The sequence below is a fragment of the Mesorhizobium sp. BHscii genome (assembly GCF_053848065.1).
The window spans coordinates 1-26,225 of the sequence record NZ_JBSPKW010000001.1; the positions used below are offsets into that span (position 1 = coordinate 1).

Genomic DNA, 26,225 nt, shown 5'->3' on the forward strand with positions numbered 1-26,225 from the left:
TGTTGAATCAGAACTGCGATGATTTGGGAATCCCACGACTCTTACAAATCTCATCCCGCTCTAGCGCATGGGCCCGAAAATCGAAATTGATTTTTTGCTTCGCTGTCCTTCGGTTCGGAAAGGATCATGCGCAAAATTAAATGCTGCAGCGTCCTATGCGCGTGCAAAAAACGGGGCGGGTGCTTAGGCTGAGACTTCTTGATAGGCAGAAGCAAAACGGCGGGCCAAGGCCCGCCGCACTTTGCGCTCCGGAGCTTGAGGGCTTAGCGGCCCCAGTTGCCCCGGCCTGATTGAGGCACGACGGACTGGGCCGTGCCGGACTCGGGCGTCGCATTGGTGTTGACAGCGTTGTGCTCGGTCGGGAGCAGCTTGCCGATCGAACCCGTGAACGTGTCGTCGACATTTCCAACAGGCGCATTGCCAGCGGGCGCTGCCGGCTGGTTGACGCCGTCCGAACCATAGTGGTCGCTGCCGGCAAAGGCGCTGCCTGTGGCAATGAGGATGGCGGCAGCGGTAAGAGCAATCTTGGTCATTTCAGGTACTCCAGTATTTCATATTTTTCAGTGTTGTGTCCGTCTCGTGGCGTGCCTTGGGAGGATTTCGCGTCGCTCGGACTACCCCAAGGTGGGTTGGCATTGGGGCGGTTTCCAATCACAAAGATGTTCCGGCCATGCCGTGAATCGGGTGCTTGAAATCCGCCAAAAGGCTTCCTTCGCCACAATCTTTGACATCTTTTTCAATGTGTTAGGCGAATTTTCCTGCCGCGGGTGCACGGTATTTGCTGAGCCGGCGTTCACACCGTCCTGCACGGCGCGTCAACAGGAAACGAACCGATCGGTTCGATTTCCGCTGATGCACAAATGTAATTCGCAGATCTACCGGCTTTGCCTTGCTGCTCTAGACGTGCACGTCACCAAAGGAGAGTTCGCCATCGTCGCGAGCACCCAGGAACGCGATGACCAGCAGGCAGGCATAGAGTGCGGCGACCAGCACGGCGATGACCACGCCCGAAATAGGCCTCAGGGCGGCGCTGGTGACGGCCTCGCGCACCGACCGACGAAGCCGATGCGGACACCTTCGGTTAGAAGACCGGGAGTCGACAGTTTCAGGATCCAGGCCATCAGCAGGATCAGCAGCATGCGGATGTAGTTTCGACGCAGACGGCGCGCCAACGCCGCTCGTTGCGAAATGAGGAATTTTGGAGTGCGCAGGCTTTCGCCGACGACCAACAGCCAATCGGACGCGAAGTCCGGCTGCGGCGAGAATATCTGCGCGAAATAGTGCCGTTCGAACTGGCGCACGCGGGCCCGGTAAACGTCGAAGAGGCGATACCGCCGCGCTTCTATCCACAGCAGCAACAAAGACAAGCAGCTTGGCAAAAAGCAGCACGCCGTGATGCGCGCTGGCCGTCGAAAGCGAGACGGACAACATCGCCGCGACGACCGTTATCGCCCATTGCTCGTCCGGTCCAGGCGGTCGCGCCATCCCGTCATGCGCAGAATCTCGGCGCGATGAAAGTGCGACATCGTGGTTACGAGTTCACCGGACGAAAGTGTCCTTCCGATGGGGTGGCGCCGCCAACGCTTCTGCCATCACCATACCTCCACCCGCCCACGCAAAAACGACCGGATGGATATGTCGGTTCCGACGCTTCACTTCGCCGCGCGCAGCCAGACCTTGTTGTCGTGGAACGCAGCACCGCCATAGGGCGCCGGCGCGTCGGCGCCGGTGAGGACGTTGATGCCCTCGCCACGCTCGTGGGCGCTGTTCGGCCAGATACCTTCGGCGATTACGACGCCGCGCCTGATGCCGTCGAACAATCTTGCGTGCAGCACGACTTCGCCCCGCGCATTGCCGATCTCGACGCGGTCGCCATTGGCCAGCCGATAGGCTGCCGCATCATCCGGATGCAAAAGCAGTTCCGGCCGGCCCTCCTTGGCCTTCGACACCGGCGTCTCCGAAAAAGTCGAGTTGAGGAAATTGCGCGCCGGCGAGGTGGTCAGCCGGAACGGATGCGCCGCATCCGCCACCTCGATCAGGTCGACGTGGTCGGGGAATTCCGGCAGGCTTGCCACCGGCCCGAACAGGCCCATGCTTTTCGGCGGCCGGTTAGGCGCCGCCTGCCCGGTCCAGTCGGCGCGGAAGCGGAATTTTCCGTCCGCGTGGCCGAAGCCGTCAATAAAATGCGCCGCCTCGAAATCCGGCTGGAGATCGAGCCACTTTTCTTCCTTCAGGCTCGAAAAACTGCCGAGCCCGCGCTTGCCCAAAATGATGTCGATATGCTGCTGCTCGGTCATGCCAAAGCCAGGCCTGTCGCCAACACCGAGCCGCTTGCCGAGTTCCTCGATGACGAAATGGTTGGTGCGCGGCCCTTCCGGCGGGTCGATCAGCTTCGGACCGAGCGTGATGTGCTGGTTGCCGCCGCCCTTGTAGACATCGTCATGCTCGAGGAACATCGTCGCCGGCAGCACGACATCGGCGAGTTTTGCGGTGTCGGTCATGAACTGCTCGTGCACGCAGGAAAACAGGTCGTCGCGTAAAAAGCCCTGCTTCACCAGCCGCTGCTCCGGCGCGACATTGACCGGATTGGTGTTCTGGATCAGCAGCGCCGTCACCGGCGGGCCGCCATAAAGCGCATCCGCCGCCCCGGTCAGCACCGGGCCGATGCGCGAATGGTCGAGATGGCGGATCGCGGGGTCGCGCATCCGCGCGCCTTCCAGCAGTTCCTGGTTCAGCTTGAAGATACCCGAATTGGAATGGAAGGCGCCGCCGCCCTCATATTGCCAGCAGCCGGTGACCGCGGCGATCGAGGCTGCGGCATGCATGTTGACCGAGCCGTTGCGCTGGCGCGAGAAGCCGTAGCCGAGGCGGAAATAGGTTTTCTTCGTCGTGCCGACGAGACGGGCAAAGGCCTCGATCTCGTCGAGGGAAAGCCCGGTAATATCAGCCGCCCATTGCGGCGTCCTCGTCCGAAGATGCGCTTCCAGACCGTGGGGGTCGTCGGTGTATTTTTCCAAATAGGCGCGGTCGGCCATGCCGTCACGGAACAGCACATGCATCACCGCGCAGGCCAGCGCGCCGTCGGTGCCGGGCTTCAGCACCAGGCCGAGATCGGCCTGCTTCATCGTCGCATTCTCGTAGACGTCGATGACGACGATTTTGGCGCCGCGTTCCTTGCGCGCCTTGATCGCGTGGGTCATGACGTTGACCTGGGTGGCCACGGCATTGGTGCCCCAGATCACCACGCAGTCGGACTTGGCCATCTCGCGCGGGTCGGGACCGCGCAACGCCCCGGCGCCCATCATCCAGCCGGTCCAAGCCAGATTGGTGCAGATAGAACCGAAGAAGCCGGAGTACTTTTTCGCGTGGCGCAGCCGCTCGATGCCGTCGCGCTGCACCAGCCCCATCGTGCCGGCATAGTAATAGGGCCAGACCGTCTCCGAGCCGCATTTTGCCTCGGCCGCAATGAATTTTTCGGCGACGAGGTCGAGTGCGGCCTCCCAGCTCGCTTCCTTCCAGACGCCCTCACCTTTGGCGCCGGCGCGGATCAGTGGCTTCAACAAGCGGTCGGGGTGATGGACGCGATCGGCATAGCGGGCGACCTTGGCGCAGATGACGCCTGACGTATACGTGTTGGCCTTTGCGCCATGGACGCGGCCGATGCGCTTGCTGTCGAGTAGCTCGACCTCGAGCGCGCAGGTCGAAGGGCAATCATGCGGACAGGCCGAATGGCCGATCCTGAGCTTGGCGTGCTGATTCATAGGGCCAAACTAGCCGTTTATGGCGGCGGCGTGTAGGGCCAGATGGCGCTACTCCGCCGTGCCTTCCTCGTATTCCGCCGACATCGACAGCCATTTTTCCTCATGGGCGGCCAGCGTCTGGGCCAGTTGCGAGCGCTCCTTGGCCAGCCGTGTCGCCGTCGACGGGTCCTTTTCATAGACCGCTGGGTTGGCGAGTTCGTCCTCGATCAAGTCGATGCGCTTACGGATGCGGTCCATCAGCGCTTCGGTGGCGCGGATTTCCTTGGCCAGTGGCTCGAAGATGGCGCGGCGTGCGGCCGCGTCGCGGCGGCGGTCGGCCTTCGAGGCTTTTTCGGCTTCGCGCTTGCCGCGGCGGTCGCCGGAAACACCGGTGACCAGCGTCTTGTAGTCATCGAGGTCGCCGTCAAAAGGATTGACCGTCCCATCCTTGACCAGCCATAGGCGGTCGGCCGTTGCCTCGAGCAGATGGCGGTCGTGCGAGATCAGGATGACGGCGCCGGGAAACTCGTTCAGCGCATGGATCAGCGATTCACGGCTGTCGATGTCGAGATGGTTGGTCGGTTCGTCGAGGATGAACAGGTTTGGGCCCTCGAAAGCCGACAGGCCCATCAGCAGTCGCGCCTTCTCGCCGCCCGACAGGTCCTTGGCGGCGGTGTTCATCTTTTCGGTGGTCAGGCCGAACTGGGCGACGCGGCCGCGCACTTTCGATTCCGGCGCTTCCGGCATCAGCCGGCGGACATGCTCATAGGCGTTTTCGTTCGGCCGGAGATCGTCGAGCTGATGCTGGGCAAAGATCGCCACCTTCAGCCCGGGCGCCACCGTCATGGTGCCGGTCTCCTGCTTCAGCCGGCCCGACAGAAGCTTGGCGAAGGTCGACTTGCCGTTGCCATTGGCACCAAGCAGCGCGATGCGGTCATCGGCGTCGATGCGCAGCGTCATCTTCTTCAGGATCGGCTGACCCTCGGTATAGCCGACATTGACGTTGTTCAGCGCGATGATCGGCGAGGCGACCGTCTTCACCGGCTCGGGAAAGGAAAACGGCCGCACGTTGTCGTTCACAATTGCGGCGATCGGCTTCATCTTCTCCAGCGCCTTGATGCGCGACTGCGCCTGTCTCGCCTTGGAAGCCTTGGCCCGAAAGCGCTCGACGAAGGATTCCATGTGCTTGCGCGCGGCTTCCTGCTTGACCCTGCCCTTCTCCTGCAATTCGCGCTGCTCGGTGTATTGGCGTTCGAACTGGTCGTAGCCGCCGCGCCAGAGAGTCAGCTTCTTCTGGTCGAGATGGACGATCGAGTTGACGGCGCGGTTGAGCAGGTCGCGGTCGTGCGAGATCAGAAGTACGGTGTGCGGATATTTCGACACGTAGTTTTCCAGCCACAGCGTGCCTTCGAGGTCGAGGTAGTTGGTCGGCTCGTCGAGCAGCAGCAGATCGGGCTCGGCAAACAGCACTGCGGCGAGTGCGACGCGCATGCGCCAGCCGCCGGAGAACGAGGAGGCTGGCCGTCGCTGGGCGTCGTCGTCGAAGCCGAGGCCGGCGAGGATGGTGGCGGCACGCGACTCGGCCGAATGGGCGTCGATATCGGCCAGCCGCATGTGGATGTCGGCGATGCGGTGCGGATCGGTCGCCGACTTTTCCTCCTCGATCAATGCGGAGCGTTCCAGGTCGGCCTTGAGCACGATCTCGATCAGCGGCTCCTCGGTGCCGGGCGCTTCCTGCGCCACCTGGCCTATGCGCGTGTTCTTCGGCAGGCTGATCGAGCCGGTCTCGGAGGCGAGGTCGCCGGTGATCGCCTTGAACAAAGTGGTCTTGCCGGTGCCGTTGCGGCCGACGAGGCCTGCCTTGCTGCCGGCCGGCAAGGTCAGCGAGGCATGGTCGAGAAGCAGGCGTCCAGCCATGCGGAGCGAAAGGTCGTTAATGATCAGCATGGCCGCGCTTTTGCACGGGACGTCAGCGCTTCGCAAGAGCTTGAGCGCCGGTTGGCCGCATAAGGCATGAAAATGGCCGGCGGCGGCAGATTGCCTGATGCCGCGGGAGGAAAGATCCGATCGCCGGCCTCACCGGACCAGAGAGCCAGCCCCGGGTTGGGCCGGGAACCTGCTGCGACGACGCGGCCTTGCGAGCAGCGGCTTCTCGCATCTGAAAATGGCAGTTTTGTCACATTTGTCAGTTGATTGACTGTCCAACGCGGTCGTCTTCCGCGATCGCCCCATGACGCAACAGCAAGACTCAGCTATCTCTATGTATGCGGCGGACCTGATACCCGCCTGGCCGGCGTCATCGCCCCCTCCCAAGCGGCGCCGGCCGCTTTTTCTGCGTTCCATCACTGCGCCGGCGGCGTGCCGGGTTGATCATCGCCTGACGTGGACTTGGGTGCAGGGTCGACTTGCGGGTTTTGATCGGCGCCGGGGGCCTTTGTCGGTGGGATATTGTTATCGCAAGCCGCGACAGCCAGCGCTGCCGCCAAAACGAGCCAGGTCGGGGCCAGCAAAATTGAGAGCTTGTTCATCGCAACCTCCTGTCATCGGGCAAACGAGACGGTGCCGATTTGGTTGCACACTCAGGCAGAGCTCGGGGCGTTCGGAAAGCGGGGAACAAAACGAGAGAGCGAGGAACAAAACGCGGGCTCTTCGGTTGGTCCACACCAATGGAGAAAATCATGATCCGTCTGCTCATAGCCGGTGCCGCCGTCTACGTGGCCTACCGTATAGTCAGGGAAATCATTGACGAGGTGCCCGACGACTTCGATCCGCTGTTGCTGCCGCCTCCCGATGACGACAAGTCGTTGCGGCGGCAGTCGGCGGCAATGGGCGTAGAGCCCGAGCGCTAAGTCCAGTTCATCGGCTGGTGCGCCAGTAGAAACGGACGCATCGATCGCAACTTTCGCGTCGAAACCGTTGCGAACAAAGCGGAAACGATGCTTGATGGGCAATGAACCTCGCTGCCCGTGATTCGACCTTCCGGCCTGACTATCTCGCGAAGCTGAATGCCGAGCAGTGCCTTGCCGTCGAGCATGGCGACGGCAAGGTCGCCGGGCCGCTACTGGTGATCGCCGGAGCCGGCTCCGGCAAGACCAGCACGCTGGCGCATCGCGTCGCGCATCTGATCGTCAGGGGCGCTGACCCCAGGCGCATCCTTTTGATGACGTTTTCGCGTCGTGCCGCATCGGAAATGGCCAAGCGGGTCGAACGCATCGCCGGCGAGGTGCTCGGCCGAGACGCTTCCATCATCACCGATGCGCTGAGCTGGGCCGGCACGTTTCACGGCATCGGCGCCAGGCTGCTGCGCGATTATGCGCCGGAGATCGGCCTCGATCCGGCCTTCACCATCCATGACCGCGAGGATTCGGCCGACTTGATGAACCTCGCCCGGCACGAACTCGGCTTCTCCAAAACCGAAGGCCGTTTTCCGACCAAGGGCACGTGCCTGGCGATCTATTCGCGTGCCGTCAACGCGCAGGCGCCGCTCGGCGAGATTCTCGGTTCGGTGTTTCCCTGGTGCGCGAGTTGGGCAGAACAGCTTAAGACGCTGTTCGCCCGATATGTCGAGACCAAGCAGGCGCAGAACGTGCTCGATTACGACGACCTGTTGCTCTACTGGGCGCAGATGGCCGGCGAGCCGGAGATATCAGCGCATCTGGGCGGGCGCTTCGACCATGTGCTGGTCGACGAATACCAGGACACCAACCGGCTGCAGGCCTCGATCCTCACGGCGCTCAAGCCGGACGGCTCCGGGCTGACGGTGGTCGGTGACGATGCGCAGTCGATCTATTCGTTTCGAGCGGCGGAAGTGCGCAACATCCTCGACTTCCCCAAACAGTTCGCGCAGCCGGCCGAGATCGTCATGCTTGAGCGCAACTACCGCTCGACCGAGACCATCCTGGCCGCCGCCAATGCGGTGATCGGCGAGGCCTCGGAGCGCTTTACCAAGAACCTCTGGTCGGAGCGCAAATCGGCGGAAAAGCCGAGGCTGGTCAGCGTTCGCGACGAAGCCGAGCAGGCGAGTTACGTCTGCCAGGCTATCCTCACCGAGCGTGAGGCCGGCACGGCGCTGAAAGCGCAGGCCGTGCTGTTTCGCGCCTCGCACCACAGCGGGCCGCTGGAGATCGAGCTGACGCGCCGCAACATCCCGTTCGTCAAGTTCGGCGGGCTGAAATTCCTCGACGCCGCCCATGTCAAGGACGTGCTGGCGGTGCTGCGCTTCGCCGAAAACCCGCGTGACCGCGTCGCCGGTTTTCGCGTGCTGCAGCTTTTGCCCGGTATCGGCCCTTCGGCGGCTTCGCAGATCGTCGACACCATGGCGACTTCGCTCGACGAAACGATGGGGCTGGCGCGCTACCGGCCGCCGCAACGCGCCGCCGACGACTGGCCGGGCTTCGTCGCGCTGTTCTCGCAGCTTCGCACCGGGTCGGGAAAATGGCCTGTTGATCTCGAACAGGTCAGGCTCTGGTATGAGCCGCATCTCGACCGCATCCACGAGGACGCAACGACGCGCCGGGCCGATATTCTGCAGCTCGAACAGATCGCCTCGGGCTATGCCTCGCGCGAGCGTTTCCTGACCGAGCTGACGCTCGATCCGCCGGATGCAACCAGCGACGAGGCCGGGCCACCGCATCGCGACGAGGACTATCTGATCCTGTCGACCATCCATTCGGCCAAGGGCCAGGAATGGAAGAACGTCTTCGTGCTCAACACCGTCGACGGCTGCATCCCGATCGATCTCGCCGTCGGCTCGAAGGAGGATATCGACGAGGAGCGCCGCCTGCTCTATGTGGCGATGACGCGGGCCAAGGACGGTCTGCACCTGGTCATGCCGCAGCGCTTTTTCGTCCACGGCCAGGCGGCGCGCGGCGATCGCCACGTTTACGCCTCGCGCACCCGCTTCATCCCGGCCTCGATCCTCGGCGCCTTCGAACAGACATCATGGGCGAGCGTCCCGGCCAAGGACGATCCGCGCCGCCAGCCGCAAGTGCGCGTCGACCTTGGCGCCCGCATGCGTGACATGTGGAAATAGGCTGCCTCTTCGGCACGCCGCTCATGCGGCGGAGCTTGGTGGCGAAAATCAAATCTCGGCAACATGGAACCTGATGCCGCAATCCGCGTTTCTGGGCGTCCGATTCAGATCGGAGAGCGGCGTCCGCCGTCACCTCCGCCCAATTCGAGAGGCAAGAATGCACGACCCGATGCTCTTCACCCCCGTCGCCGTTACCGTCGGCGCCGGCCACAAGCGCATAATCGCTTCGCTCTTCGACATGCACGAGTTCCTGACCGAGTTCCCGCCATCGCGGCGACGCCTGAGCTATGGCGCGGCGGTGAAGGCATGCGAGGCGGCACGCGCCGGCGAGATCTCGCCCGAAGCGGCGCGCGATGCCATGATCACCTTCGCGGCGGCGGCAGGCATTCTCTGGCCTTCGGCCCAACCGGCAGTCTCGGTCAAGCCGGTCGCGCGGGGCCAGGGCGGATACGCCGCATGACTGGCTAGGCCTCTTTTGCGACTATGGCCCGCCGAAGATGCTATTCGTCTTCGACGGGTTTCCGACATGGGTATCAGGCGCGGCCCTCAATGGACCGTCATCAGGTCGCCGTTCGGCAAACCGCTCAATGCCGCTGCTTCGAAGCTGACTTGGTCGCGGCCGTTTGATTTAGCCCTGTAGAGGTGTTTATCCGCCACAACGAACATGTCGGCATAGGTGGTCGGTCCGCTGAAGGCGACGCCGCCGATGCTTACCGAGAGGGGACAGGGTTGCCCGCCCGGGGAAAAATCCGCCTCGCGGATACGGCGCCGTATCCCCTCCGCGACCAGCCAGGAATGCGATGGGTCGGCGCCGGGAAGGAAGACTGCGAATTCCTCACCGCCAATTCGCCCGACGATGTCGGCGCCGCGCAGCTGGTCTTGAATGGTCTTGGCGATCAGCTTGAGGGCCTGATCGCCACAGTCGTGGCCGAGGCGATCGTTGACGGACTTGAAATGGTCGGCGTCGACAATCAGCAAGGCGCCGGAGCTGGCGACAGAATGGCTGCGAGCTTGCTCGAGATAGGCTTCGACAAGCATTGAAAACGCGCCGCGGTTGAACACCGCTGTCAGGCTGTCGGTCGCCGCGACAATTGTCAGTTCCTTTTGCGCGATTGCCAGCTGACGCATTTTCCACATCAGGAAAGACAGGAACGAACCGGCCAGCACCAGCGGCAGCAGCAGATCGGTGAGTTTCGCCCGCCACAGCGCTTCAGGCGACAGATACGGGAAATTGAAGGAATCGACGAAGAAGGCGGCGGCGATGCAGACCGCGGTACCGACAACGGTGACGGCCACCACCCTGCCCCAACTCGTGGGAGAAAAATCGATCCGCATGCCATTGCTCCCGCTATGGCAGGCTATTTTGAAGCGGGAACACGAATGAAGTCCTAAGACTTTGCTTCAATTCGATCGTGATCGATCCGGATAATCCAAATCAGGCGAAGGCGCGGCCCTCTTCGCTGCGCTGGAACAGCGTGAGGTCAAGTGGCACCGAAGGCCGGCCGAGAACGGTCAGGATCGCGTGCGCCTGGCCGCGGTGATGGGTCTGGTGGTTGAAGAAATGATCAAGCGCCGGCGCCAATCGCTGCGAGACGGTGCGCATGTCGGAGACGGTCATGTAAGAGAACCGGCCGGACAAGGCCTTGTCGCTTGACGCCCCGACCCAGTCGATGATCCTTTTGTCTTCGGCCTCGCGCGCCAGCCGCAAGCCCGGCAGGGCGCGGTGCAGGATCGTGTCGAGCCTGGCCGGCGCGTCCCCCTCGCCGGTAAAGCGCCTCATCCAGATGCGATCGGCAGTTAGAACATGGTTGAGCGTGCCCATCATCGAGCCGAAGAAAACCCCGACATTGCGGTGAAATTCTTCCTCGTCGAGATCGGCGGCGGCATCGTAGATGCGGCTATTGGCCCATTGATTGTAGGCCGCAAACATCATGAAGTGCTGTTTCATCTTTTTCTCCCGACCCGCGAGACCCCGTTTCGGGTGCCTACCGCATCGGCCCGAAACGTCGCTCTAGTAGACCGCAAGGAAGCTGCCGCCAATGACCATTCTGCTCTATGACCTCGTCGGACGCGATGCCGCCCGTCCGTTCAGCCCACATTGTTGGAAGGCGACGATGGCGCTTGCCCACAAGGGGGTCGACATCTCAACCGTGCCGACGCGTTTTCTCGAAGTGCCCACTGTCGAAGGCGGCGCTTCGAAACTCGTTCCGGTGATCCGCGACGGCGAGAAGGTGGTCGCCGATTCCTTCGCCATCGCGCTCTATCTCGATGAGGCCTATCCCGAGCGGCCGACATTGTTTTCCGGCGACGGCGGCAAGGCGATGGCGCGCTTCATCGAACGCTGGTCGCAACTGACCATCCACCCCTATGTCACCACCGCGGCGATCATGGACCTCCACGCTATGCAGGATGAGCCGAACGCCGCCTATTTCCGCCAGAGCCGCGAGCAGCGCTTCGGCAAGAGACTGGAAGAGGTGATGGCGGCGCGAGACCTCGGCCTTGGCGCCTTCCGCGCCTCGCTGGAGCCGTTGCGCTCGATGCTCGCCTATCAGCCGTTCATCGGCGGCCAATCACCGCTGTTTGCCGACTACATCGTCTTCGGCGCGCTGCAATGGGCGCGCATCGCCTCACCCTACCGGTTGCTCGACGACAGCGATGTGGTGGCGCAGTGGTTCGAGCGCTGCCTCGATTTGCATGGCGGCCTCGGCCGCAAGGTGGCGGCGGCTGCCGCATAGGGCAGTAAGGCAGTAGGTATGCGCAGCGCCATGACTTACTGCCCTACTCCCCTACTCCCCTACTCCCCTACTCCCCTAACAAAGGCAGCACGACCCCATGACGTCAGGCCCGGAATTCCCGGACGATTTTCGCGCCGAGTTGGGCAACCTCTTCCTGTGGCGGCGGGACGTCAGGCGATTCAAGCCGACGCCGCTTCCGGAAGGCGCTCTGGAGCGGCTGCTCGACCTCGCCAGCATTGCGCCCTCGGTCGGGCTGAGCCAGCCCTGGCGTTTCGTCATGGTCGAGAGTGCGGAATGCCGCGCCGCGGTCAGGACATGCTTCGAGCGCTGCAATGCAGAGGCGCTCGCATCATTCGACGGCGAACGCGCCGCGCTCTATGCACGCCTGAAGCTCGCCGGCTTGAACGAGGCGCCCTGTCAATTCGCGGTTTTCGCCGACCGCGCGACAGAACAGGGACATGGGCTCGGCCGCCTGACCATGCCCGCGACCATCGAATATTCGGCGGTGATGGCGATCCACACCTTTTGGCTGGCGGCGCGCGCGGAAGGAATAGGCATGGGCTGGGTCTCGATTCTCGATCCGGCCGAAATGGCAACGATCCTGGACGCGCCGCCGGAGTGGACGCTGATCGGTTACTTCTGCGTCGGTTATCCCCGCGAGAACCACAGCGTGCCGGAACTGGAACGGGAAGGCTGGGAAATTCGGCGCGCTTCGATCGTGATAAGGCGGTAGTGCAACGGCAACGCTGCCAATCTCCTCTTGACGGCCTTAATCTGAGGAAGGGCCAAAATGTTTCGCTACGACGTGCAGGCTGAGATCTGGGTCTATCCAGGCAAGGGCGGCTGGCATTTCGTGACGCTGCCGCCGGAGCTTGGGGCACGGATCAAGACGGCGACGGCGGGGATGGCACGGCCCTGGGGCTCGCTTGGCGTGGAAGCCATCATCGGCCAGACCAGATGGCGGACATCGCTGTTTCCTGACAAGAAGTCCGGCAGCCTGCTCTTGCCGATCAAGACGGCGGTCCGGGTCCGCGAAGGCCTTCGGGCTGGCGACACGGCCAACCTGACGATCGAGATGCAGTTATGACAACATTGGTTCTGGCTGACGGCGACACGCTATGCGGCGGCTAGGGCCAGCCTCCCCTTGGCAAGCCGGCGGGCGGCTTGTATAGAGCCCGCCACCCTGAATTCCACTCTCCATCACAAGGACCATCCCATGGCGCTCGAACGCACCTTTTCCATGATCAAGCCGGACGCGACCCGACGCAATCTCACCGGCGCCATTACCCAGATGCTCGAAGAAGCCGGCCTGCGCGTCATCGCTTCGCGCCGGGTGTGGATGAGCCGCCGCGAGGCGGAAGGCTTTTATGCCGTCCACAAGGATCGTCCGTTCTTCGGCGAGCTGGTGGAGTCCATGTCGTCGGGCCCAACCGTCGTGCAGGTGCTGGAAGGCGAGAACGCGATTGCCAAAAACCGCGACGTGATGGGCGCCACCAACCCGGCCAACGCCGCCGAAGGCACCATCCGCAAGGTGCACGCGCTGTCGATCGGCGAGAATTCCGTGCACGGCTCCGACGCACCGGAGACCGCCGCGCAGGAGATCAAATACTGGTTCTCGGACACAGAGATCGTCGGCTGAGCCGATAAGTCCATCACCACGTCACATGCAAAAAAGGCCGGCGCAATGCTGGCCTTTTTTCGTTGCGGCGATCCTGCACCGGACGCCGACGCCTCCAACCGCGCATGATGCTCAAAACCGAAACCGGTTTGAACGATCAGCTCGCGGCGTTGAAGCGCAGAATGACGCGGCCGTCCTTGTCGGCGATAACAAGCTTGCCGGCGTCGACATGGTACGACGCGGCCTTGGCCAGCGCCTCGAACAGCGCCTTTTCCTCGGCCATGATCTCGGGCGCGCAGGCTTTGAAGGTCGAACCGATGTCATTGATGGCGATCGTCGAACCCTCGACTTTGGCGATGGCGAAGTAGACGTTGCAAGGACCGCTGCCGCCGGCCTTGCCGGCCTCGCTGATCCTGAACGTCGCCTGCGGCTCGGCGATCACACCAATGCCGTCGATATACTCGATCAGCCAGCTCTGCCCGAACACCGGCGCCGACGCCGGCTGCTCGCTCGACGTCACCATCTTCAGCATGATGGTCTGCGGCGCGTCGCTCAGCGGATCGACGTGGTGGCGCATATCGGAGATGAACAACAGCCTGTCGTCGACGGTGATGCGCGCCTGCAGCACATAGGTCATATCAGGCCGGATCACCTGGGGATCGAAGCTGATCTCGAACTTGATCGGCACCTGGCCGGCCGGCGCCATCTTGCGCTCGCCGATGACAGCGGCCGGCGCACCGGCCTGCGAGACATTGGCAAGCTGCACGAAAAGCACGGCGTTGGGCGGCAGCGCGATGCGCTCGCGATACGTCACCTCGCCCTTCAGGGTCTTCTCGGCAGCGACGGACAACTCAGGCACCAGTATACCAACGACCAGCGGCATGACACCGAAGATGAAGAACTTGGCGATCCTGCCCAGCACGATCCTGCTCCCCCAGCGCACCAAACTGGTCGCAACGTCTCGCAGGATTGCGGTGGTTCCGTGGCGCCCCACACACGCACTGTTCGCACGGCGGTGCCATCCGGCTTGTGGTCTTTGTTCGTCGGCCGCCTTGGCATGACCGGCAAAATTATGCTCAAGCCAGGTCCCAGGCGATCACGAAGTCGTGTTCCCCAAAAGATGTAACACAGCGGCCTCCGGACCGAACTTACCAATGCGCGCTTGAGGAACGGGCGCGCAACAACCCAACCGGAGGTGAAATCATGACAACGAGATCAACCGTGAGCGCAGCCTTTCTGGCCGGCGCCGTTGCCACGGCTCTTGCTTCTTTTGCGACGGCCGCGCCGCTATCCGAGGCAGAGGCCAAGGCGGCGATGGATGCCGGCAAGGAGAAGTGCTTTGGCGTCGCCCTGAAGGGGCAGAACGACTGCGCGGCAGGACCGGGCACTACCTGCCAAGGCACCTCGACTGTCGATTACCAAGGCAACGCCTGGAAGTTTGTCGACGGCGGCACTTGCACGACGATGGACCTACCCGGCGACCGCAAGGGCTCGCCCACGGAACTGACCCGCGACATCCCGTCGTAAGCAATGCAACTGCCCGGAAAGCGGAGACGAAGATGAACGGACTAGCCCCAGCATTCCGCATGTCGAAAACCTCGCGCTTTCCGGCACACCCGGTCGCCGGCCTTGCCGGCACCAGTTTCAAGCATGAACATTCGCACGCTATCATTGCCGGCGGCAGCAAGGACGGTTTCTTCGAGGTCCACGCCGAAAACTATATGGGAGCCGGCGGCCCGCCTCACGATGCGTTGACCAAGATCCGCCGCGACTATCCCGTTTCGCTGCACGGGGTGTGCATGTCGATCGGCGGACCGCGGCCGCTCGACAAAGCGCATCTCGGCCGTCTCAGGGCGCTCGTCGACCGCTATGAGCCGGCGCTCGTTTCCGAGCATCTCGCCTGGTCGACCCACGACACCACCTATTACAACGACCTGCTTCCGCTGCCCTATACGCCGGCAACGGTTTCGCGGGTCGCGGATCACATCGACGAAATGCAGCGGGCGATCGGCCGCCCGATCCTGCTCGAGAACCCCTCGACCTACGTCCTTTTCCCGGAATCGACGATGAGCGAGACAGATTTCATTCGCGAGCTGGTGCGGCGTACCGGTTGCGGCCTGCTGCTCGACGTCAACAACGTGTTCGTTTCGGCCACCAATCACGGCTATTCAGCCCTTTCCTACCTCGCGGATTTCCCGCTCGAATATATCGGCGAAATCCATCTGGCCGGGCACGCCGAGCAGGAGGATGACGAGGGCGATGTGCTGCTCATCGACAGCCATGACGGCCCGGTCGCCGACGCGGTCTGGAAGCTCTTCGATGTCGTCATCGGCCGATGCGGGCCGCTTCCGACGCTGATCGAATGGGACAGCGACATTCCCGACTGGCCGGTGCTCAAGGCGGAGGCGGCCGCCGCCCAAGCGATCCTCGACCGTCACGCCGACAGCGATTACATATTCGGAAAAGCCCATGCCGCAGGATGAGCTCCAGTCAGGCGATCTCGGCCACCGGTTTGACTATGCCGCGGCATTCACCGCCGGTTTGCTCGATCCTGACCGCGCCCCGCCTGACGCTGTCTCGGGGCCGAACGGGAAGGCTGCGGTCAAGCGATATGCCGTCTACCGCAACAACGTCACGGTCAGCCTGATCGATGCGCTAGCCGCCAGCTTTCCAGCGACGCTGCGCATCACCGGCCCGGACTTCTTTCGCGCAATGGCGCGCTTTCACGTTCGCGAAACACCGCCCACCTCGCCGCTTCTATTCGAATACGGGCGCGACTTTCCCGATTTCATCGAGCGCTACGAATACGCGCAGTCGATGCCGTGGCTGGCCGACGTGGCGCGCATGGAGCGGGCTTGGCTCGACGCCTATCATGCCGCCGACGCGGAACCGTTGGCTTCCGGAGCACTGGCGTCCATCCCGCCCGAACGACTGGCCGATACCGTGTTCGTGCCGCACCCGGCAACGCGCGCCATACGTTCGCGCTATCCGGTCGTGACGATCTTCGCGGCAAACCGGAGCGACGGTCCTGTCGGGCGGATCGACGCAAACGGCCGTGAAGATGCGCTGATCACGCGGCCCGGCCTCGAAGTCTATGTCCTCCATATGCCGCCTGGCAGCGCGGTTTTTCTGGATCGCCTCATGGCGGGTGAGCCGCTCGGCGCGGCGGCCGCGGCAGCGTTTGCGGAGCGTGCCGAATTCGACCTTTCCGCCAACATTGCCGGCCTGCTGCAGGCAGGCGCCTTCACAGCGGCACACCAGGGAGGGTGAGCATGACGAACCATGGGCGGACCGCCAACACCGAGCCGCGAGGCATCGCCACCCTCGTCGAGAGAGTGAATGCCGCGCTGCGCACGACTGCCACACCGTCGCTGACGCAGCTTGTCCTGCGCTGCGCGCTCGCTGTCCCGTTCTGGCGGTCCGGCGTCAACAAATGGGACGGTCTTCTGCAGCTGAACGAGGTCGCCGTGCTGCTTTTCAGTTCCGAGCTCAAGCTGCATCTGCCCGGCGGCCCTTACGATTTTCCTGCACCTGGGCTGGTGGCGTTCGTCTCAGGATCTGCGGAAATCCTGCTGCCAATTCTTCTCGTTCTCGGCCTGGCGACACGCCTGGCGGCATTCGGCCTGCTCGTGATGACGCTGGTCATACAACTCACTGTGCCGGACGGCTGGCCGCTGCACATCACCTGGGCGGCGATGGCGCTCGGCATCATGGCGTGGGGACCCGGCCGGATTGCCCTCGATCACTGGATAGGCACTGACAAGGGTTGATGGGAGGCCGAGGGGCTGATCGGGTTGATGTGAATCCCGCCCTCCGGCGGTGGCGCGAAGCATCAATTTCGTTTCGGAACGGCCTGCTTCCAGCGGCTTGCGGCCTCGTCGTCGGCCTCCTTGGCATCGACCCAGTCGCCTTGCGAGCCGTCGGTATGGTGTTCCTTCTTCCAGAACGGCGCGCGCGATTTCAGGTAATCCATCAGGAAGTTCGCCGCCTCGAACGCCGCCTGCCGGTGAGCGGAGGCCGCGACCACCAGCACGATGTTCTCACCGGGCGCGATCCTGCCGTGGCGATGGATGGCGGTGAGCCCCTGCAGCGGCCAGCGGTGAACCGCCTCGGCGGCGATGCGGCCGATCTCGGCCTCGGCCATGCCGGGATAATATTCGAGTTCGAGTGCCGCCAGCCTGCCCGCTTCATCGCGGCAGAGACCTGAGAAAGTCACCACAGCGCCGATGTCGGCGCGGCCTTGCGTCATCCTGGCGATCTCGGCGGCGACATCGAAATCCTCCGCCTGGATGCGCACCGTCGGCACCACCGCGCCGGGCATTTCAGCCACCCGTCATCGGCGGGAACAGCGCGATCTCGCGCGCGCCTGATATCTTCTCGCGGTGCTCGACATGTTCCTGGTTGATGGCGACGCGGATCACGTCAGGATATTGCAGCGCGTGCTCGTACTCCTCGCCGCGCGATTTCAGCCAGCGCAGCAGGTCGGCCACCGTCTCGATGCCGGCGGGCAAATCGACGTCCTCTTGAGGCTTGCCGATCCGCTCGCGCACCCAGGCGAAATAGATGAGCCTCGTCGACATGCTACTCGTCCATGATGTGCTTGAGGCCGGCGCGGAAATAGTCGTAGCCGGTGTAAAGCGTCACCAGCGCGGCGATCCACAACAGCACAAGCCCGATCTGGGTGGTCAGCGGGAAGATCTTGTCGCCGGCAGGTCCCGCGAGCAGGAAGGCGATGGCGATCATCTGGATGGTGGTCTTCCACTTTGCCAGCTGCGTCACCGGAACCGATACCTTCAGCGCCGCCAGATATTCGCGCAGGCCGGAGACGAGGATCTCGCGGCACAGGATGATGATTGCCGCCCACAGCGACCAGCCGGCGATGCCGGCATGCCTGTCGGTATCGGCCGCCAGCAGCAGCAGGCACGTGGCGACCAGCAACTTGTCGGCGATCGGATCGAGCATCTTGCCGATATTCGAGGTCTGCTGCCAGGCGCGCGCCAGATAGCCGTCGAAATAATCGGTGACCGAGGCGAGCAGGAAAATGATCAGCGCCGACCAGCGGGCGAAGTCGCTCGACTTCAGATGGCCTTCGAGAAAAAAACACAGCACAACCAGCGGCACCGCGAGGATGCGGACGTAAGTGAGCATGTTGGGCAGGTTGAATGCGCGCTGGGCCATATCTTTGGAACTCTTTCTGCCTGCCTACTCAAATCAGAAGCGAATGTGGGGGGTCAACAGGTGATAGTCGATGGACCAGCCGAAAATAGCCGAATCATCAGCTCTCGTGAAAATGGTTGTAGACCAGCTTGGCGACCTGCTCGGATATCCCATCGACCTTGACCAGATCCTCGATCGCGGCGCGGCTGACCGCCTTGGCGGTGCCGAAATGCATGAGCAGCGCGCGCTTGCGACCGGGACCGATGCCGCTGATCTCGTCAAGCGGGCTCCTGACCATCTCCTTCTTGCGGCGGGCGCGGTGCGAGCCGATGGCGAAGCGGTGGACCTCGTCGCGCAGCCGCTGGACGAAATAGAGCACGGGGTCGCGCACGGGGAGCGAAAACGGCGGCTTGCCCCTGACGAAGAAGCGTTCGCGGCCGGCGTCACGGTCCTGGCCCTTGGCGATGCCGATGGCCTGGACACGGTCCTCGATGCCGAGGTCGCCGAGGATTTGTCGCACCGCCGTCATCTGGCCCTGGCCGCCATCGATGAGGATGACGTCTGGCCAGGCCGGGAAGCCGCCCGCATCCTCGATATCTTCGCCCTGTTCGGCCAGGATGTCGCCCGCCGCCTGTTCGCTCCGCGGCACCTCGCCATGCTCCTTCAGCAGGCGGGAGAAACGCCGCTCCATCACCTCGCGCATCATGCCGAAATCGTCTCCCGGCGTGATCTCGGTCGAGCGGATGTTGAATTTTCGGTACTGGTTCTTCACGAAGCCTTCCGGCCCGGCGACGATCATGGCGCCGACGGCGTTGGTGCCCATGATGTGGGAGTTGTCGTAGACCTCGATGCGCACCGGCGGTTTCTTCAGGCCGAAAGTCTCGGCGAAACCGGTGAGCAACCGCCCTTGCGTCGAGGTCTCGGCCAGCCGGCGGCCGAGCGCCTCACGAGCATTCTGCAGTGCGTTGTCGGTTAAATTCTTCTTCTCGCCGCGCTGCGGCACCGAGATAGCCACCTTGCGGCCCGCGCGGGTGGAGAGCGCCTCGGCCAGCAACTCCTGGTCCTCGACGCCATGCGACAACAGGATGGTACGCGGCGTCGGCTTGTCGTCATAGAATTGCGCCAGGAATGAGCCCAGCACCTCGGCCGCGTCCAGCGCCGGATCGGCCTTGGGGAAATAGGCGCGGTTGCCCCAGTTCTGCCCGGTGCGGAAGAAGAACACCTGGATGCAAACCTGGCCGCCTTCCTGGTGGATGGCGAAGACATCGGCCTCGTCGACGGTCTGCGGGTTGATGCCCTGATGGCTCTGCACATGCGACAACGCCGCTAGCCGGTCGCGATAAATGGCGGCGCGCTCGAAATCGAGATTTTCCGAAGCCTGCTGCATGGCAGCGGAGATATCGGTCTTCACCTTCTGACTGCGGCCGGACAGGAAGTCCTTCGCCTCGGCGACCAGCCTGGCATAGTCACCATGCGAGATTTCGCCGGTACACGGGCCGGCGCAGCGCTTGATCTGGAACAGCAGGCACGGCCGGGTGCGGTTCTCGTAGAAGGAGTTGGTGCAACTCCTGAGCAGGAAGGCGCGCTGCAGCGAGTTGATGGTGCGGCCGACGGCGCCGGCCGAGGCGAAGGGGCCGAAATAGTCGCCCTTGCGCGAACGCGCGCCGCGATGCTTGTAGATGCCGGGCGAGACGTGATCGCCGGTCAGCAGGATGTAGGGGAACGACTTGTCGTCCCGCATCAGCACATTGAATCGCGGCCGCAAGCGCTTGATGAGGTTGGCTTCCAGCAGCAGCGCTTCGATCTCGGTGCGGGTGACGACGAATTCCATCGTCGCGGTCTCGCGCACCATGCGGCCGATGCGGCTGGTGTGGAAACGGCCTTGCGCGTAATTGGTCACCCGCTTCTTCAGGCTGCGCGCCTTGCCGACATAGAGCACGTCGCCTGCGGCATTCATCATGCGGTAGACGCCGGGCGCGTTGGGCAGCCGTTTGACGAGCGTCTGGATGACTTCGGCGCCGACCATGCCGTCGGCATCGCCGGCATGCGGCGTCCAATCGATGACCGTGAAGGCAACGTCAGGACCGCCGGAACCGGGAGCTGACGTTTCGACGATCTCCTCCGCCGCCTCGTCCTCGAGGTCGACATCGGGGGGCAGGTCGTCGGGGGCGGCGCCCCGTTTGTGTTTCTGGTCCATGGGACTCATTCGATAATGCCTGTCACATCCGGCGTCTGCCATGCAAGGTGCTGGCCGCCGTCGAGCGCGATCATCTGGCCGGTGACCGAGCTTGCGCCCCAGAGATAGCGGATGGTGGCGCCGAATTCAGGCAATTCCGGGCCGCGCTTCAGGATCAGGCCGTCGACCTGCGCGGCAAAGTCGCTGTCTTGCTGACGCGCGCTCTTCAGCGTCGGGCCGGGACCGATGGCATTGACGCGAATGCGGGGTGCCAGCGCCTGCGCCATCATCTGCGTCTGCGTCCACAATGTCGATTTCGACAGCGCATAGGAGAAATAGCGTGGCGTCGGGCGCCAGACGCGCTGGTCGATCATATTGACGATCAGCCCTTCCTCGCCTTCCGGCAGCGCGCGGGCAAAATGTTGCGCCAAAAATGCAGGCGCCTTCACGTGGATGGCGAAGTGACGGTCCCAGGCAAGCCAGTCGACGTCCTGAACCGTATCGTCCACGAACAGCGACGCATTGTTGACCAGCAGCGTAACAGGCCCGAGCGCGGCTTCGGCGCGGCCAACGAGGTCCTCGACCGCGGCCATGTCGGTCAGGTCGGCGGCGACCACAGCAGCGCGGCCACCCTGGCCAAAATGACCGTCGTTGATCCGCGCGGCCAATGCTTCCGCCTCGGCCCGCGAGCGGTTGCAATGGATGGCGACGGCAAAACCGTTCGCGGCGAGATCCTCGACGATCGCCTTGCCGATCCGCCGGCCCCCGCCCGTCACCAGTGCCGTTCCAGCGGCCTTGCTCATCTCGTCAATCCTCAATGGGCCTCGATTTCAGCCAGCGGGCAAAATATGGCCGGCGAAGCGTTAAATGCCGTTCGGACCTTGGGCAGCATTGTGGCAAAGCGGCCGGATCGGTCTTTCGACTGTGGCCGGGACTCGGCCTGCCAGCCGCAATATAGGGCTCCGGACCCCTTGCTCCAAGCGTCGTTCAGCGCGGCACGGCAAGGCCTCCTGACACCATCTGTTGCGCAGATGCAACGTCAAAGTTCGGCCTCATTCGTGCCCAGTAATGACCCAAGTTCAGGTTCGCTTCAGCCGCATTTCGACACGACATTCGAAACCGTTGAGCGCCAGACCCGTTTATCCCCCCGGCGGGTTGAGGGCGCTTGTGAAAAGCAAGCCTGTGCCTGTGGCTTAAGGAGTAAAGAACAATGCAAGCCAATCTTAAATTTGCGCGACCGCTGGCGGTGGCGTTCGGGCTCTTCGCCCTCGGCGGAACCGCCTATGCTGCTGACGTCATCTCGGAAGAGCCGCCGGCCCCCGCCCCGATCGCCGAACTTCCGGTCGCTTCCTGGGCCGGTCCCTATGCCGGTGTGAGCGTCGGCTACGGCTTCAGCGGTCACGCCGATGCCGAGGATATCGGCACTGACGTCGACACCGATGGTTTTGTCGGCGGCGTCTTCGGCGGCTATCAGTGGCAGGCGGAGAACTTCGTCTACGGTGCTGAAGCCGATATCGGCTATAGCGGCATCGAGGGCGACGATGGCGGCGTCGAGGCCAAGGGCGGCTTCGAAGGCTCGCTGCGTGCCCGCCTCGGCTACGCCGTCACCCCGGAAATCCTGCTCTACGGCACCGCCGGTGGCGCGCTCAAGAACCAGGAGATCGAAGCGGCCGGCGCCAGCGATGAAAACACCATGCTCGGCTGGACGGCCGGCGTCGGTACCGACATCAAGATCACCGACAATGTATTCGGCCGTGTCGAGTATCGCTACACCGACTTCGGCGACAAGGACTTTGACGGTATCGGCAAGGTCAAGTCGACCGACAACCGCGTCACCTTCGGCGTCGGTATGAAGTTCTAAAATCGTCCAAGCCACGCACGAAAAAGCCGGGCCTCGTGCCCGGCTTTTTTTGTGATCGCCTTCTCTAGAGCGGGATGCATCAGATTGAAGCCGCATTTCTACGACGCCAAGTGATTCCACTTGGCTGCAAAAATGCTCTAGCTGGGTGCCAGCCAGCTCACGCCGGGACGCAGGGTTTCAGCTCCGGAAACTTCTCGTCGAAGCGCGCTGCCCAGCGGACCAGCCGGTTGCGGCCCTTTTCCCATTTTCCGGCAAAGCGTAGCGAGAGATAGCCAAGGCAGGCGCGCAGCGCCAGCTGGCCGGCGGTGATCTTCTTCGGCAGCTTTGGCGGATTGGCGTTGAGCAGATCGAGCGCACCGGTTATCTTCGCCCACTGGCGGTCGAGCCAAGGCTGGTAGACCATGTCTTCGGGGCGCGTGCGCCGCTCATAAACCATCGACAGCGCGCAGTCGCAGATGCCGTCGGCCAGTGCCTCCAGCACTTCTGCCTCGAGGCGCTTGTCGGGATTGCGCGGGAACAGCGCGTTCTTCGACATGCGGTTGAGATGCTGGGTAATGGCGCGGCTGTCGTGGATCGAGCGGCCGTCGTCGAGCACCAGCACCGGGATCTTGCCGAGCGGATTGGCGTCGATCAGCTCGGCCGGCTTGTCTTCGGTTTTTATCGGCACGAGATCGACTGCGATGCCGGCATAACGCGCGGCCATGCGCACCTTGGAACTGTAGGGTGATGTGGAGGCGTAGAGCAGTCTGGGCATGATCGGGTTCCTGGTTGCCGGCTACAGCGCCGCGTATCCTATTGGACGCGCAAAGGACGCCGTAGCGCTTTGATTTTTGTGCACTGTTGACTGGACATGCCGGCATGATCAACAACCACAGGCCGAAAAACCGGGCGCCACGGAGAACGACGTCCTCCTCCGCGATCTTAGGCAATGAGCGGTACGGCAGTTGCAGCCCAAGAGGATCTGAACAGGTCAAACAGATCCGAACCTAGCCAACCCGGTCTTGCACCGAGAATTTCTCTCCGGGCACAGAGAAATGCCCCACCGGACTTCGCCGTACGGCGAAGTCCTGGGAGTTGCGAAAAGCTGTCTTCCCTCCGCCTCTATTCTTGCCCGAGCACTGACCCTGCGAGCGAGGCGCCTGTCCGGCACCCGCCCTCCACGGTCTTCAGCACTGTCCTCCGCGAGCTAAGAAGCGCGATTACTTTTTGGCTTTCGCCTTCGCGGGCGCTGCCTTCGCCTTCGGCTTGGCCGCCGGCGCTGCTTTCTTCACTGCCACTGAAGACTTCGCTGCAGCCGCTTGCTTTGCGGGCGCAGCCTTCTTGGCCGGTGCAGCCTTGGCAGGTGCTGCTTTCTTCGCTGCCGGCTTCGCCGCGGCCTTTGCAGCCGGCTTCTTGGCTGGTGCTGCTTTGGCCTTGGCTGGTGCTGCTTTCTTCACTGCCGGCTTTGCCGCGGCTTTCGCGGCCGGCTTCTTGGCCGGCGCTGCTTTTGCCTCGGCCGCGGCGGCCTTCGGCTTGGCAGCAGGTGCTGCTTTCTTCACAGCTGCTGCGGCCTTTTCCGCCACAGCTTTTACTGGTGCTTTCTTTGCCGGAGACTTGGATGCCGGCGCTTTGGATGACTGTTTAGCCATATCATGCCCCTTCGTTGTGCCGACGGCCGTTAATGACCCGGCGCGTAATGCATATCTGACTCGCGCTTGTCTAGCCAGCGAAGCATTAGCATGAATTTTTCAGTTTAAATTTTGATTACCGGCGACACACGCTCGTCCTGATTTCGCAAAATGTCGCTGCTGCTCTTCGAGCTTGCCGAGGGTTTGCGACAGACATTCTGCGCGCTTAACCGGAACCAATCGCACTACAAAGTGCTGAAGGTTAGCAAGCGTTTTGCTCGTCGATCATCGACCGGCAACATCATGATGGGCTGCTTCATCGATCTCATCGTCTTGTCCAACGAGACGATCTACACAAGCTACAAAAGCAAAGCCCGGCTCGTTCTGCGCCATGACCTTGTCTGGGGCTTGAGAAGGCAACCTTTTTGCTAGTTGACAGATTACTCGATCCGACAGAGTATTCTGGTATGCGGGCGAAGCGTAATGTCATTCGCGCAAGATCTAGCGCTGTCCCAGATCAGTGAGACTGAACGCCTGACACCATAGCAGGCCCAATGATGGCTGCCGACGAAATCATCCACCAGAGCGTGCGGCTCATGATCATGGCGGCGCTGAATTCTCTGGAAAGGCGCGAAGCGCTGGAATTCACCCGATTGAAGGCCATCGTCAATGCCACCGACGGCAATCTCGGCGCGCATATCGATACGCTTGCCAAGGCGGGATATGTCGATGTCGAAAAGCTGTTTGTCGGACGCCGGCCGCAAACGCGGGTCAAGGCAACATCAATCGGACGGCGCGCCTTTCGCGGTCACGCCGCCTTCCTTCGCGCCATCCTCGATGAGGCGGAGCAGCCAGGTAAACGCGTTCAGCGCAGGACGCGGCAGCGGCCGTTGTAGACCATCCAGCGGTCGAAGCCCGCGACGCAGAATTCGACATTATCGCCGATCGAGGCAAAGCCCTGCCCTTCCTCGATCAGATACCAGATGGTGCGGGCGTGGCCGTCGGACAGGCTGACGGTGGCGCCGCAATAGCGACGCCCGATCGGCCAGGTTTCATTGGCTGGCAGATAGCGGTGCTGGTGGATCCCCTGGAAATCGGTGATCTCGACATCGGGCAGATTCGGCACGTGGCGCACCTGGTAGGAGAAGCGGCTGGTGATCTTGTTCAGCACCCAGGCCTCACCGCAAACGCCGCTGTCTTCTTCGGTATAGACGGCAAGGTCGGCCGCCTTTGCTGCCTGGGTGACGGCGAGGGACGCGCCTAGCGGCGTGCAAAGGGCGATCAGTGCGGCAAGTGCGGATTGGGCGAAGCGAGTCATGGCAGCCTCTTATGGTCGACTGCGCGCACTGTGCGGATTCGCTTGCGCGCGGTCAAGCGGTTGTAGAGACGATGGTTTCTTAGTTTGAAATCGCCTTCGGCCAATGCAGGCGCGCGGATACCTCTGCCGCCCTACGCCGCCAGCCATTCCAGCGTCCAGTGCGCCGGTTTTCCGACGACAAGCAATTTGTGCAAGGCCGGCAGCAGCGTGCGCAGCTCGCGCTCCAGCGTGAACGGCGGGTTGACCACCACCATCCCGCTGCCGTCGAGGCTGGGCTCGGCCGATGGCGGCCTGATCTCGAAGCAGATGTCGAGCAGCTTCGGGACGCCTGACTGCACCAGCGCTTTCCGGAAGGCGATGACCGCCTTGCGGTCCTTGACCGGATACCACAGCGCATAGATGCCGCCCGGCCAGCGCTTGTGGGCTTTCCGCAGCCCGTCGACGAGGCGGTCGAACTCGCCCTCCTCCTCAAACGGCGGATCGACCAGCACGAGACCGCGCTTTTCCTTCGGCGGCAGATGCGCGCCGAGCGCCAGCCAGCCATCGAGCTCGATCACCCGGGTCTGGAAATCGCCGGCGAATAGTGCTCTCAGCTTCGCGGCATCCTGACGATGCAACTCGATCGCCGACAGCCGGTCCTGCTTGCGCATAAGATGACGCGCGATCAGCGGCGAGCCCGGATATTTTTTCAGGCCGCCTTCAGAATTGAGCGAACGGACGGCTTCCAGATAAGGCGCCAGAAGTGCTGCCGCCGGCGCGTCGAGCGCGGCATCGAAAAGCCGGCTGATGCCGCCTTGCCATTCGCCGGTCTTTTGCGCTTCAGTCGATGACAGGTCGTAGCGGCCGATGCCGGCATGGGTGTCTATGACGCGAAACGCCTTGTCCTTCTGCTTCAGATATTCGACGAGCCGGCTCAGCACGACATGCTTGACGACATCGGCGAAGTTTCCGGCGTGATAGGCGTGGCGGTAGTTCATACGA

At 62.9% G+C, this 26,225-nt stretch carries 30 protein-coding genes and 1 pseudogene; 15 read left to right on the forward strand and 16 right to left on the reverse strand.

Annotation, left to right across the window (positions count from 1 at the left end; genetic code table 11):
• Positions 1-263: 263 nt before the first annotated feature.
• The 5 genes and pseudogenes from ACWTU7_RS00005 to ACWTU7_RS00025 form a co-directional block, all read right to left on the reverse strand.
• Entirely contained in the window at positions 264-533 is a 270-nt protein-coding gene (locus ACWTU7_RS00005) for a DUF680 domain-containing protein (protein WP_128344974.1), read from the reverse strand.
• 364 nt (positions 534-897) lie between these two features.
• Positions 898-1,526, reverse strand: a pseudogene (locus tag ACWTU7_RS00010) (DUF2270 domain-containing protein).
• A gap of 126 nt (positions 1,527-1,652) precedes the next feature.
• Positions 1,653-3,761: a molybdopterin-containing oxidoreductase family protein gene (locus tag ACWTU7_RS00015; protein ID WP_455837251.1), complete on the reverse strand. Its 2,109-nt coding sequence runs from the start codon at positions 3,759-3,761 to the stop codon at positions 1,653-1,655.
• A 48-nt stretch (positions 3,762-3,809) separates the two neighbouring features.
• Entirely contained in the window at positions 3,810-5,687 is a 1,878-nt protein-coding gene (locus tag ACWTU7_RS00020; protein WP_455837252.1) for an ATP-binding cassette domain-containing protein, read from the reverse strand.
• A gap of 395 nt (positions 5,688-6,082) precedes the next feature.
• Positions 6,083-6,268, reverse strand: coding sequence for a hypothetical protein (locus ACWTU7_RS00025; protein WP_029354302.1), 186 nt, complete (start codon positions 6,266-6,268; stop codon positions 6,083-6,085).
• Positions 6,269-6,418: 150 nt separating this feature from the next.
• On the opposite strand from ACWTU7_RS00025, the gene ACWTU7_RS00030 reads away from it, so the two are divergent.
• The 3 genes from ACWTU7_RS00030 (at position 6,419) to ACWTU7_RS00040 (ending at position 9,232) form a co-directional block, all read left to right on the forward strand.
• Positions 6,419-6,589: a hypothetical protein gene (locus ACWTU7_RS00030; RefSeq protein ID WP_084831665.1), complete on the forward strand. Its 171-nt coding sequence runs from the start codon at positions 6,419-6,421 to the stop codon at positions 6,587-6,589.
• A 101-nt stretch (positions 6,590-6,690) separates the two neighbouring features.
• Positions 6,691-8,772: an ATP-dependent helicase gene (locus ACWTU7_RS00035; protein WP_455837253.1), complete on the forward strand. Its 2,082-nt coding sequence runs from the start codon at positions 6,691-6,693 to the stop codon at positions 8,770-8,772.
• A gap of 157 nt (positions 8,773-8,929) precedes the next feature.
• Positions 8,930-9,232 (forward strand): DUF982 domain-containing protein, encoded by a 303-nt coding sequence (locus ACWTU7_RS00040; RefSeq protein WP_029354304.1) that lies wholly within the window; start codon positions 8,930-8,932, stop codon positions 9,230-9,232.
• 86 nt (positions 9,233-9,318) lie between these two features.
• Here the strand turns inward: ACWTU7_RS00040 and ACWTU7_RS00045 are convergent, their stop codons facing one another.
• A complete protein-coding gene (locus ACWTU7_RS00045) occupies positions 9,319-10,107 on the reverse strand; it encodes a GGDEF domain-containing protein (RefSeq protein ID WP_455837254.1) in 789 nt (262 codons plus the stop codon).
• Between the two features lie 100 nt (positions 10,108-10,207).
• Positions 10,208-10,720 carry a DinB family protein gene (locus tag ACWTU7_RS00050; RefSeq protein ID WP_455837255.1) on the reverse strand — a complete coding sequence of 171 codons (513 nt, stop codon included), beginning with the start codon at positions 10,718-10,720 and terminating at the stop codon, positions 10,208-10,210.
• A gap of 91 nt (positions 10,721-10,811) precedes the next feature.
• Between ACWTU7_RS00050 and ACWTU7_RS00055 the strand changes: the two genes are divergently transcribed.
• The 4 genes from ACWTU7_RS00055 (at position 10,812) to ndk (ending at position 13,146) form a co-directional block, all read left to right on the forward strand.
• Positions 10,812-11,507, forward strand: a complete 696-nt coding sequence (locus tag ACWTU7_RS00055) for a glutathione S-transferase family protein (RefSeq protein ID WP_455837256.1) — start codon at positions 10,812-10,814, stop codon at positions 11,505-11,507.
• 97 nt (positions 11,508-11,604) lie between these two features.
• Entirely contained in the window at positions 11,605-12,240 is a 636-nt protein-coding gene (bluB, locus tag ACWTU7_RS00060; protein WP_455837257.1) for a 5,6-dimethylbenzimidazole synthase, read from the forward strand.
• Positions 12,241-12,297: 57 nt separating this feature from the next.
• A complete protein-coding gene (locus tag ACWTU7_RS00065) occupies positions 12,298-12,594 on the forward strand; it encodes a DUF1905 domain-containing protein (protein WP_029354315.1) in 297 nt (98 codons plus the stop codon).
• Positions 12,595-12,723: 129 nt separating this feature from the next.
• Positions 12,724-13,146: a nucleoside-diphosphate kinase gene (gene ndk, locus ACWTU7_RS00070; protein WP_029354318.1), complete on the forward strand. Its 423-nt coding sequence runs from the start codon at positions 12,724-12,726 to the stop codon at positions 13,144-13,146.
• Between the two features lie 136 nt (positions 13,147-13,282).
• Here the strand turns inward: ndk and ACWTU7_RS00075 are convergent, their stop codons facing one another.
• On the reverse strand, positions 13,283-14,047 hold the full coding sequence (locus ACWTU7_RS00075) for a YbaY family lipoprotein (RefSeq protein WP_455837258.1): 765 nt from the start codon (positions 14,045-14,047) through the stop codon (positions 13,283-13,285).
• Positions 14,048-14,328: 281 nt separating this feature from the next.
• Between ACWTU7_RS00075 and ACWTU7_RS00080 the strand changes: the two genes are divergently transcribed.
• Genes ACWTU7_RS00080 through ACWTU7_RS00095 form a run of 4 tightly spaced genes read left to right on the forward strand, consistent with a single transcriptional unit; the run spans position 14,329 to position 16,895 of the window.
• Positions 14,329-14,652, forward strand: coding sequence for a BufA1 family periplasmic bufferin-type metallophore (locus ACWTU7_RS00080; RefSeq protein WP_164759703.1), 324 nt, complete (start codon positions 14,329-14,331; stop codon positions 14,650-14,652).
• A gap of 32 nt (positions 14,653-14,684) precedes the next feature.
• On the forward strand, positions 14,685-15,608 hold the full coding sequence (gene bufB, locus ACWTU7_RS00085; RefSeq protein ID WP_455837259.1) for an MNIO family bufferin maturase: 924 nt from the start codon (positions 14,685-14,687) through the stop codon (positions 15,606-15,608).
• On the forward strand, positions 15,595-16,395 hold the full coding sequence (locus ACWTU7_RS00090) for an HvfC/BufC N-terminal domain-containing protein (RefSeq protein WP_455837260.1): 801 nt from the start codon (positions 15,595-15,597) through the stop codon (positions 16,393-16,395). Before bufB ends, ACWTU7_RS00090 begins: the two co-directional genes overlap by 14 nt.
• Before the next feature lie 2 nt (positions 16,396-16,397).
• Positions 16,398-16,895 (forward strand): DoxX family protein, encoded by a 498-nt coding sequence (locus tag ACWTU7_RS00095; protein WP_455837261.1) that lies wholly within the window; start codon positions 16,398-16,400, stop codon positions 16,893-16,895.
• A gap of 62 nt (positions 16,896-16,957) precedes the next feature.
• Here the strand turns inward: ACWTU7_RS00095 and ACWTU7_RS00100 are convergent, their stop codons facing one another.
• The 5 genes from ACWTU7_RS00100 to ACWTU7_RS00120 all read right to left on the reverse strand — a co-directional run bounded on the left by ACWTU7_RS00100 (position 16,958) and on the right by ACWTU7_RS00120 (position 21,261).
• On the reverse strand, positions 16,958-17,446 hold the full coding sequence (locus ACWTU7_RS00100; RefSeq protein ID WP_455837624.1) for a molybdenum cofactor biosynthesis protein MoaE: 489 nt from the start codon (positions 17,444-17,446) through the stop codon (positions 16,958-16,960).
• A gap of 1 nt (position 17,447) precedes the next feature.
• Positions 17,448-17,705 carry a molybdopterin converting factor subunit 1 gene (moaD, locus tag ACWTU7_RS00105; protein WP_292482847.1) on the reverse strand — a complete coding sequence of 86 codons (258 nt, stop codon included), beginning with the start codon at positions 17,703-17,705 and terminating at the stop codon, positions 17,448-17,450.
• A 1-nt stretch (position 17,706) separates the two neighbouring features.
• Positions 17,707-18,303: a CDP-diacylglycerol--glycerol-3-phosphate 3-phosphatidyltransferase gene (gene pgsA / locus ACWTU7_RS00110; RefSeq protein WP_455837262.1), complete on the reverse strand. Its 597-nt coding sequence runs from the start codon at positions 18,301-18,303 to the stop codon at positions 17,707-17,709.
• Between the two features lie 97 nt (positions 18,304-18,400).
• Entirely contained in the window at positions 18,401-20,488 is a 2,088-nt protein-coding gene (uvrC, locus tag ACWTU7_RS00115; protein WP_455837263.1) for an excinuclease ABC subunit UvrC, read from the reverse strand.
• Positions 20,485-21,261: an SDR family oxidoreductase gene (locus tag ACWTU7_RS00120; RefSeq protein WP_455837264.1), complete on the reverse strand. Its 777-nt coding sequence runs from the start codon at positions 21,259-21,261 to the stop codon at positions 20,485-20,487. The genes uvrC and ACWTU7_RS00120 overlap by 4 nt, the downstream gene beginning before the upstream one ends.
• A 407-nt stretch (positions 21,262-21,668) precedes the next feature.
• Between ACWTU7_RS00120 and ACWTU7_RS00125 the strand changes: the two genes are divergently transcribed.
• Positions 21,669-22,319, forward strand: a complete 651-nt coding sequence (locus ACWTU7_RS00125; RefSeq protein ID WP_455837265.1) for an outer membrane protein — start codon at positions 21,669-21,671, stop codon at positions 22,317-22,319.
• 157 nt (positions 22,320-22,476) lie between these two features.
• On the opposite strand, the gene ACWTU7_RS00130 is transcribed toward ACWTU7_RS00125, so the two are convergent.
• The gene (locus ACWTU7_RS00130; protein ID WP_128343046.1) at positions 22,477-23,073 is read right to left on the reverse strand and encodes a glutathione S-transferase family protein; all 597 of its coding nucleotides are present in this window, start codon (positions 23,071-23,073) and stop codon (positions 22,477-22,479) included.
• A 452-nt stretch (positions 23,074-23,525) separates the two neighbouring features.
• On the opposite strand from ACWTU7_RS00130, the gene ACWTU7_RS00135 reads away from it, so the two are divergent.
• From ACWTU7_RS00135 to ACWTU7_RS00145, 3 genes are all read left to right on the forward strand, one after another.
• A complete protein-coding gene (locus ACWTU7_RS00135; RefSeq protein WP_455837266.1) occupies positions 23,526-24,041 on the forward strand; it encodes a hypothetical protein in 516 nt (171 codons plus the stop codon).
• Positions 24,042-24,097: 56 nt separating this feature from the next.
• Positions 24,098-24,358 carry a hypothetical protein gene (locus tag ACWTU7_RS00140; RefSeq protein ID WP_455837267.1) on the forward strand — a complete coding sequence of 87 codons (261 nt, stop codon included), beginning with the start codon at positions 24,098-24,100 and terminating at the stop codon, positions 24,356-24,358.
• Positions 24,359-24,480: 122 nt separating this feature from the next.
• On the forward strand, positions 24,481-24,822 hold the full coding sequence (locus ACWTU7_RS00145) for a transcriptional regulator (protein WP_029354350.1): 342 nt from the start codon (positions 24,481-24,483) through the stop codon (positions 24,820-24,822).
• On the opposite strand, the gene ACWTU7_RS00150 is transcribed toward ACWTU7_RS00145, so the two are convergent.
• Together ACWTU7_RS00150 and ACWTU7_RS00155 are read right to left on the reverse strand one after the other, a co-directional pair.
• Positions 24,792-25,244: a hypothetical protein gene (locus ACWTU7_RS00150; RefSeq protein ID WP_095519595.1), complete on the reverse strand. Its 453-nt coding sequence runs from the start codon at positions 25,242-25,244 to the stop codon at positions 24,792-24,794. The two genes, ACWTU7_RS00145 and ACWTU7_RS00150, sit on opposite strands and share 31 nt — an antisense overlap.
• Positions 25,245-25,375: 131 nt before the next feature.
• Positions 25,376-26,221: a 23S rRNA (adenine(2030)-N(6))-methyltransferase RlmJ gene (locus tag ACWTU7_RS00155; RefSeq protein WP_455837268.1), complete on the reverse strand. Its 846-nt coding sequence runs from the start codon at positions 26,219-26,221 to the stop codon at positions 25,376-25,378.
• Positions 26,222-26,225: the final 4 nt, after the last annotated feature.

Excerpts from the sequence above, each read along its gene's own strand:
- ACWTU7_RS00005 (WP_128344974.1), bottom strand. The coding sequence starts at position 533 with ATGACCAAGATTGCTCTTACCGCTGCCGCCATCCTCATTGCCACAGGC.
- ACWTU7_RS00015 (WP_455837251.1), bottom strand. The coding sequence starts at position 3,761 with ATGAATCAGCACGCCAAGCTCAGGATCGGCCATTCGGCCTGTCCGCAT.
- ACWTU7_RS00020 (WP_455837252.1), bottom strand. The coding sequence starts at position 5,687 with ATGCTGATCATTAACGACCTTTCGCTCCGCATGGCTGGACGCCTGCTT.
- ACWTU7_RS00025 (WP_029354302.1), bottom strand. The coding sequence starts at position 6,268 with ATGAACAAGCTCTCAATTTTGCTGGCCCCGACCTGGCTCGTTTTGGCG.
- ACWTU7_RS00030 (WP_084831665.1), top strand. The coding sequence starts at position 6,419 with ATGATCCGTCTGCTCATAGCCGGTGCCGCCGTCTACGTGGCCTACCGT.
- ACWTU7_RS00035 (WP_455837253.1), top strand. The coding sequence starts at position 6,691 with ATGAACCTCGCTGCCCGTGATTCGACCTTCCGGCCTGACTATCTCGCG.
- ACWTU7_RS00040 (WP_029354304.1), top strand. The coding sequence starts at position 8,930 with ATGCACGACCCGATGCTCTTCACCCCCGTCGCCGTTACCGTCGGCGCC.
- ACWTU7_RS00045 (WP_455837254.1), bottom strand. The coding sequence starts at position 10,107 with ATGCGGATCGATTTTTCTCCCACGAGTTGGGGCAGGGTGGTGGCCGTC.
- ACWTU7_RS00050 (WP_455837255.1), bottom strand. The coding sequence starts at position 10,720 with ATGAAACAGCACTTCATGATGTTTGCGGCCTACAATCAATGGGCCAAT.
- ACWTU7_RS00055 (WP_455837256.1), top strand. The coding sequence starts at position 10,812 with ATGACCATTCTGCTCTATGACCTCGTCGGACGCGATGCCGCCCGTCCG.
- bluB (WP_455837257.1), top strand. The coding sequence starts at position 11,605 with ATGACGTCAGGCCCGGAATTCCCGGACGATTTTCGCGCCGAGTTGGGC.
- ACWTU7_RS00065 (WP_029354315.1), top strand. The coding sequence starts at position 12,298 with ATGTTTCGCTACGACGTGCAGGCTGAGATCTGGGTCTATCCAGGCAAG.
- ndk (WP_029354318.1), top strand. The coding sequence starts at position 12,724 with ATGGCGCTCGAACGCACCTTTTCCATGATCAAGCCGGACGCGACCCGA.
- ACWTU7_RS00080 (WP_164759703.1), top strand. The coding sequence starts at position 14,329 with ATGACAACGAGATCAACCGTGAGCGCAGCCTTTCTGGCCGGCGCCGTT.
- bufB (WP_455837259.1), top strand. The coding sequence starts at position 14,685 with ATGAACGGACTAGCCCCAGCATTCCGCATGTCGAAAACCTCGCGCTTT.
- ACWTU7_RS00090 (WP_455837260.1), top strand. The coding sequence starts at position 15,595 with ATGCCGCAGGATGAGCTCCAGTCAGGCGATCTCGGCCACCGGTTTGAC.
- ACWTU7_RS00095 (WP_455837261.1), top strand. The coding sequence starts at position 16,398 with ATGACGAACCATGGGCGGACCGCCAACACCGAGCCGCGAGGCATCGCC.
- ACWTU7_RS00100 (WP_455837624.1), bottom strand. The coding sequence starts at position 17,446 with ATGCCCGGCGCGGTGGTGCCGACGGTGCGCATCCAGGCGGAGGATTTC.
- moaD (WP_292482847.1), bottom strand. The coding sequence starts at position 17,705 with ATGTCGACGAGGCTCATCTATTTCGCCTGGGTGCGCGAGCGGATCGGC.
- pgsA (WP_455837262.1), bottom strand. The coding sequence starts at position 18,303 with ATGGCCCAGCGCGCATTCAACCTGCCCAACATGCTCACTTACGTCCGC.
- uvrC (WP_455837263.1), bottom strand. The coding sequence starts at position 20,488 with ATGAGTCCCATGGACCAGAAACACAAACGGGGCGCCGCCCCCGACGAC.
- ACWTU7_RS00120 (WP_455837264.1), bottom strand. The coding sequence starts at position 21,261 with ATGAGCAAGGCCGCTGGAACGGCACTGGTGACGGGCGGGGGCCGGCGG.
- ACWTU7_RS00125 (WP_455837265.1), top strand. The coding sequence starts at position 21,669 with ATGCAAGCCAATCTTAAATTTGCGCGACCGCTGGCGGTGGCGTTCGGG.
- ACWTU7_RS00130 (WP_128343046.1), bottom strand. The coding sequence starts at position 23,073 with ATGCCCAGACTGCTCTACGCCTCCACATCACCCTACAGTTCCAAGGTG.
- ACWTU7_RS00140 (WP_455837267.1), top strand. The coding sequence starts at position 24,098 with ATGTCGCTGCTGCTCTTCGAGCTTGCCGAGGGTTTGCGACAGACATTC.
- ACWTU7_RS00145 (WP_029354350.1), top strand. The coding sequence starts at position 24,481 with ATGATGGCTGCCGACGAAATCATCCACCAGAGCGTGCGGCTCATGATC.
- ACWTU7_RS00150 (WP_095519595.1), bottom strand. The coding sequence starts at position 25,244 with ATGACTCGCTTCGCCCAATCCGCACTTGCCGCACTGATCGCCCTTTGC.
- ACWTU7_RS00155 (WP_455837268.1), bottom strand. The coding sequence starts at position 26,221 with ATGAACTACCGCCACGCCTATCACGCCGGAAACTTCGCCGATGTCGTC.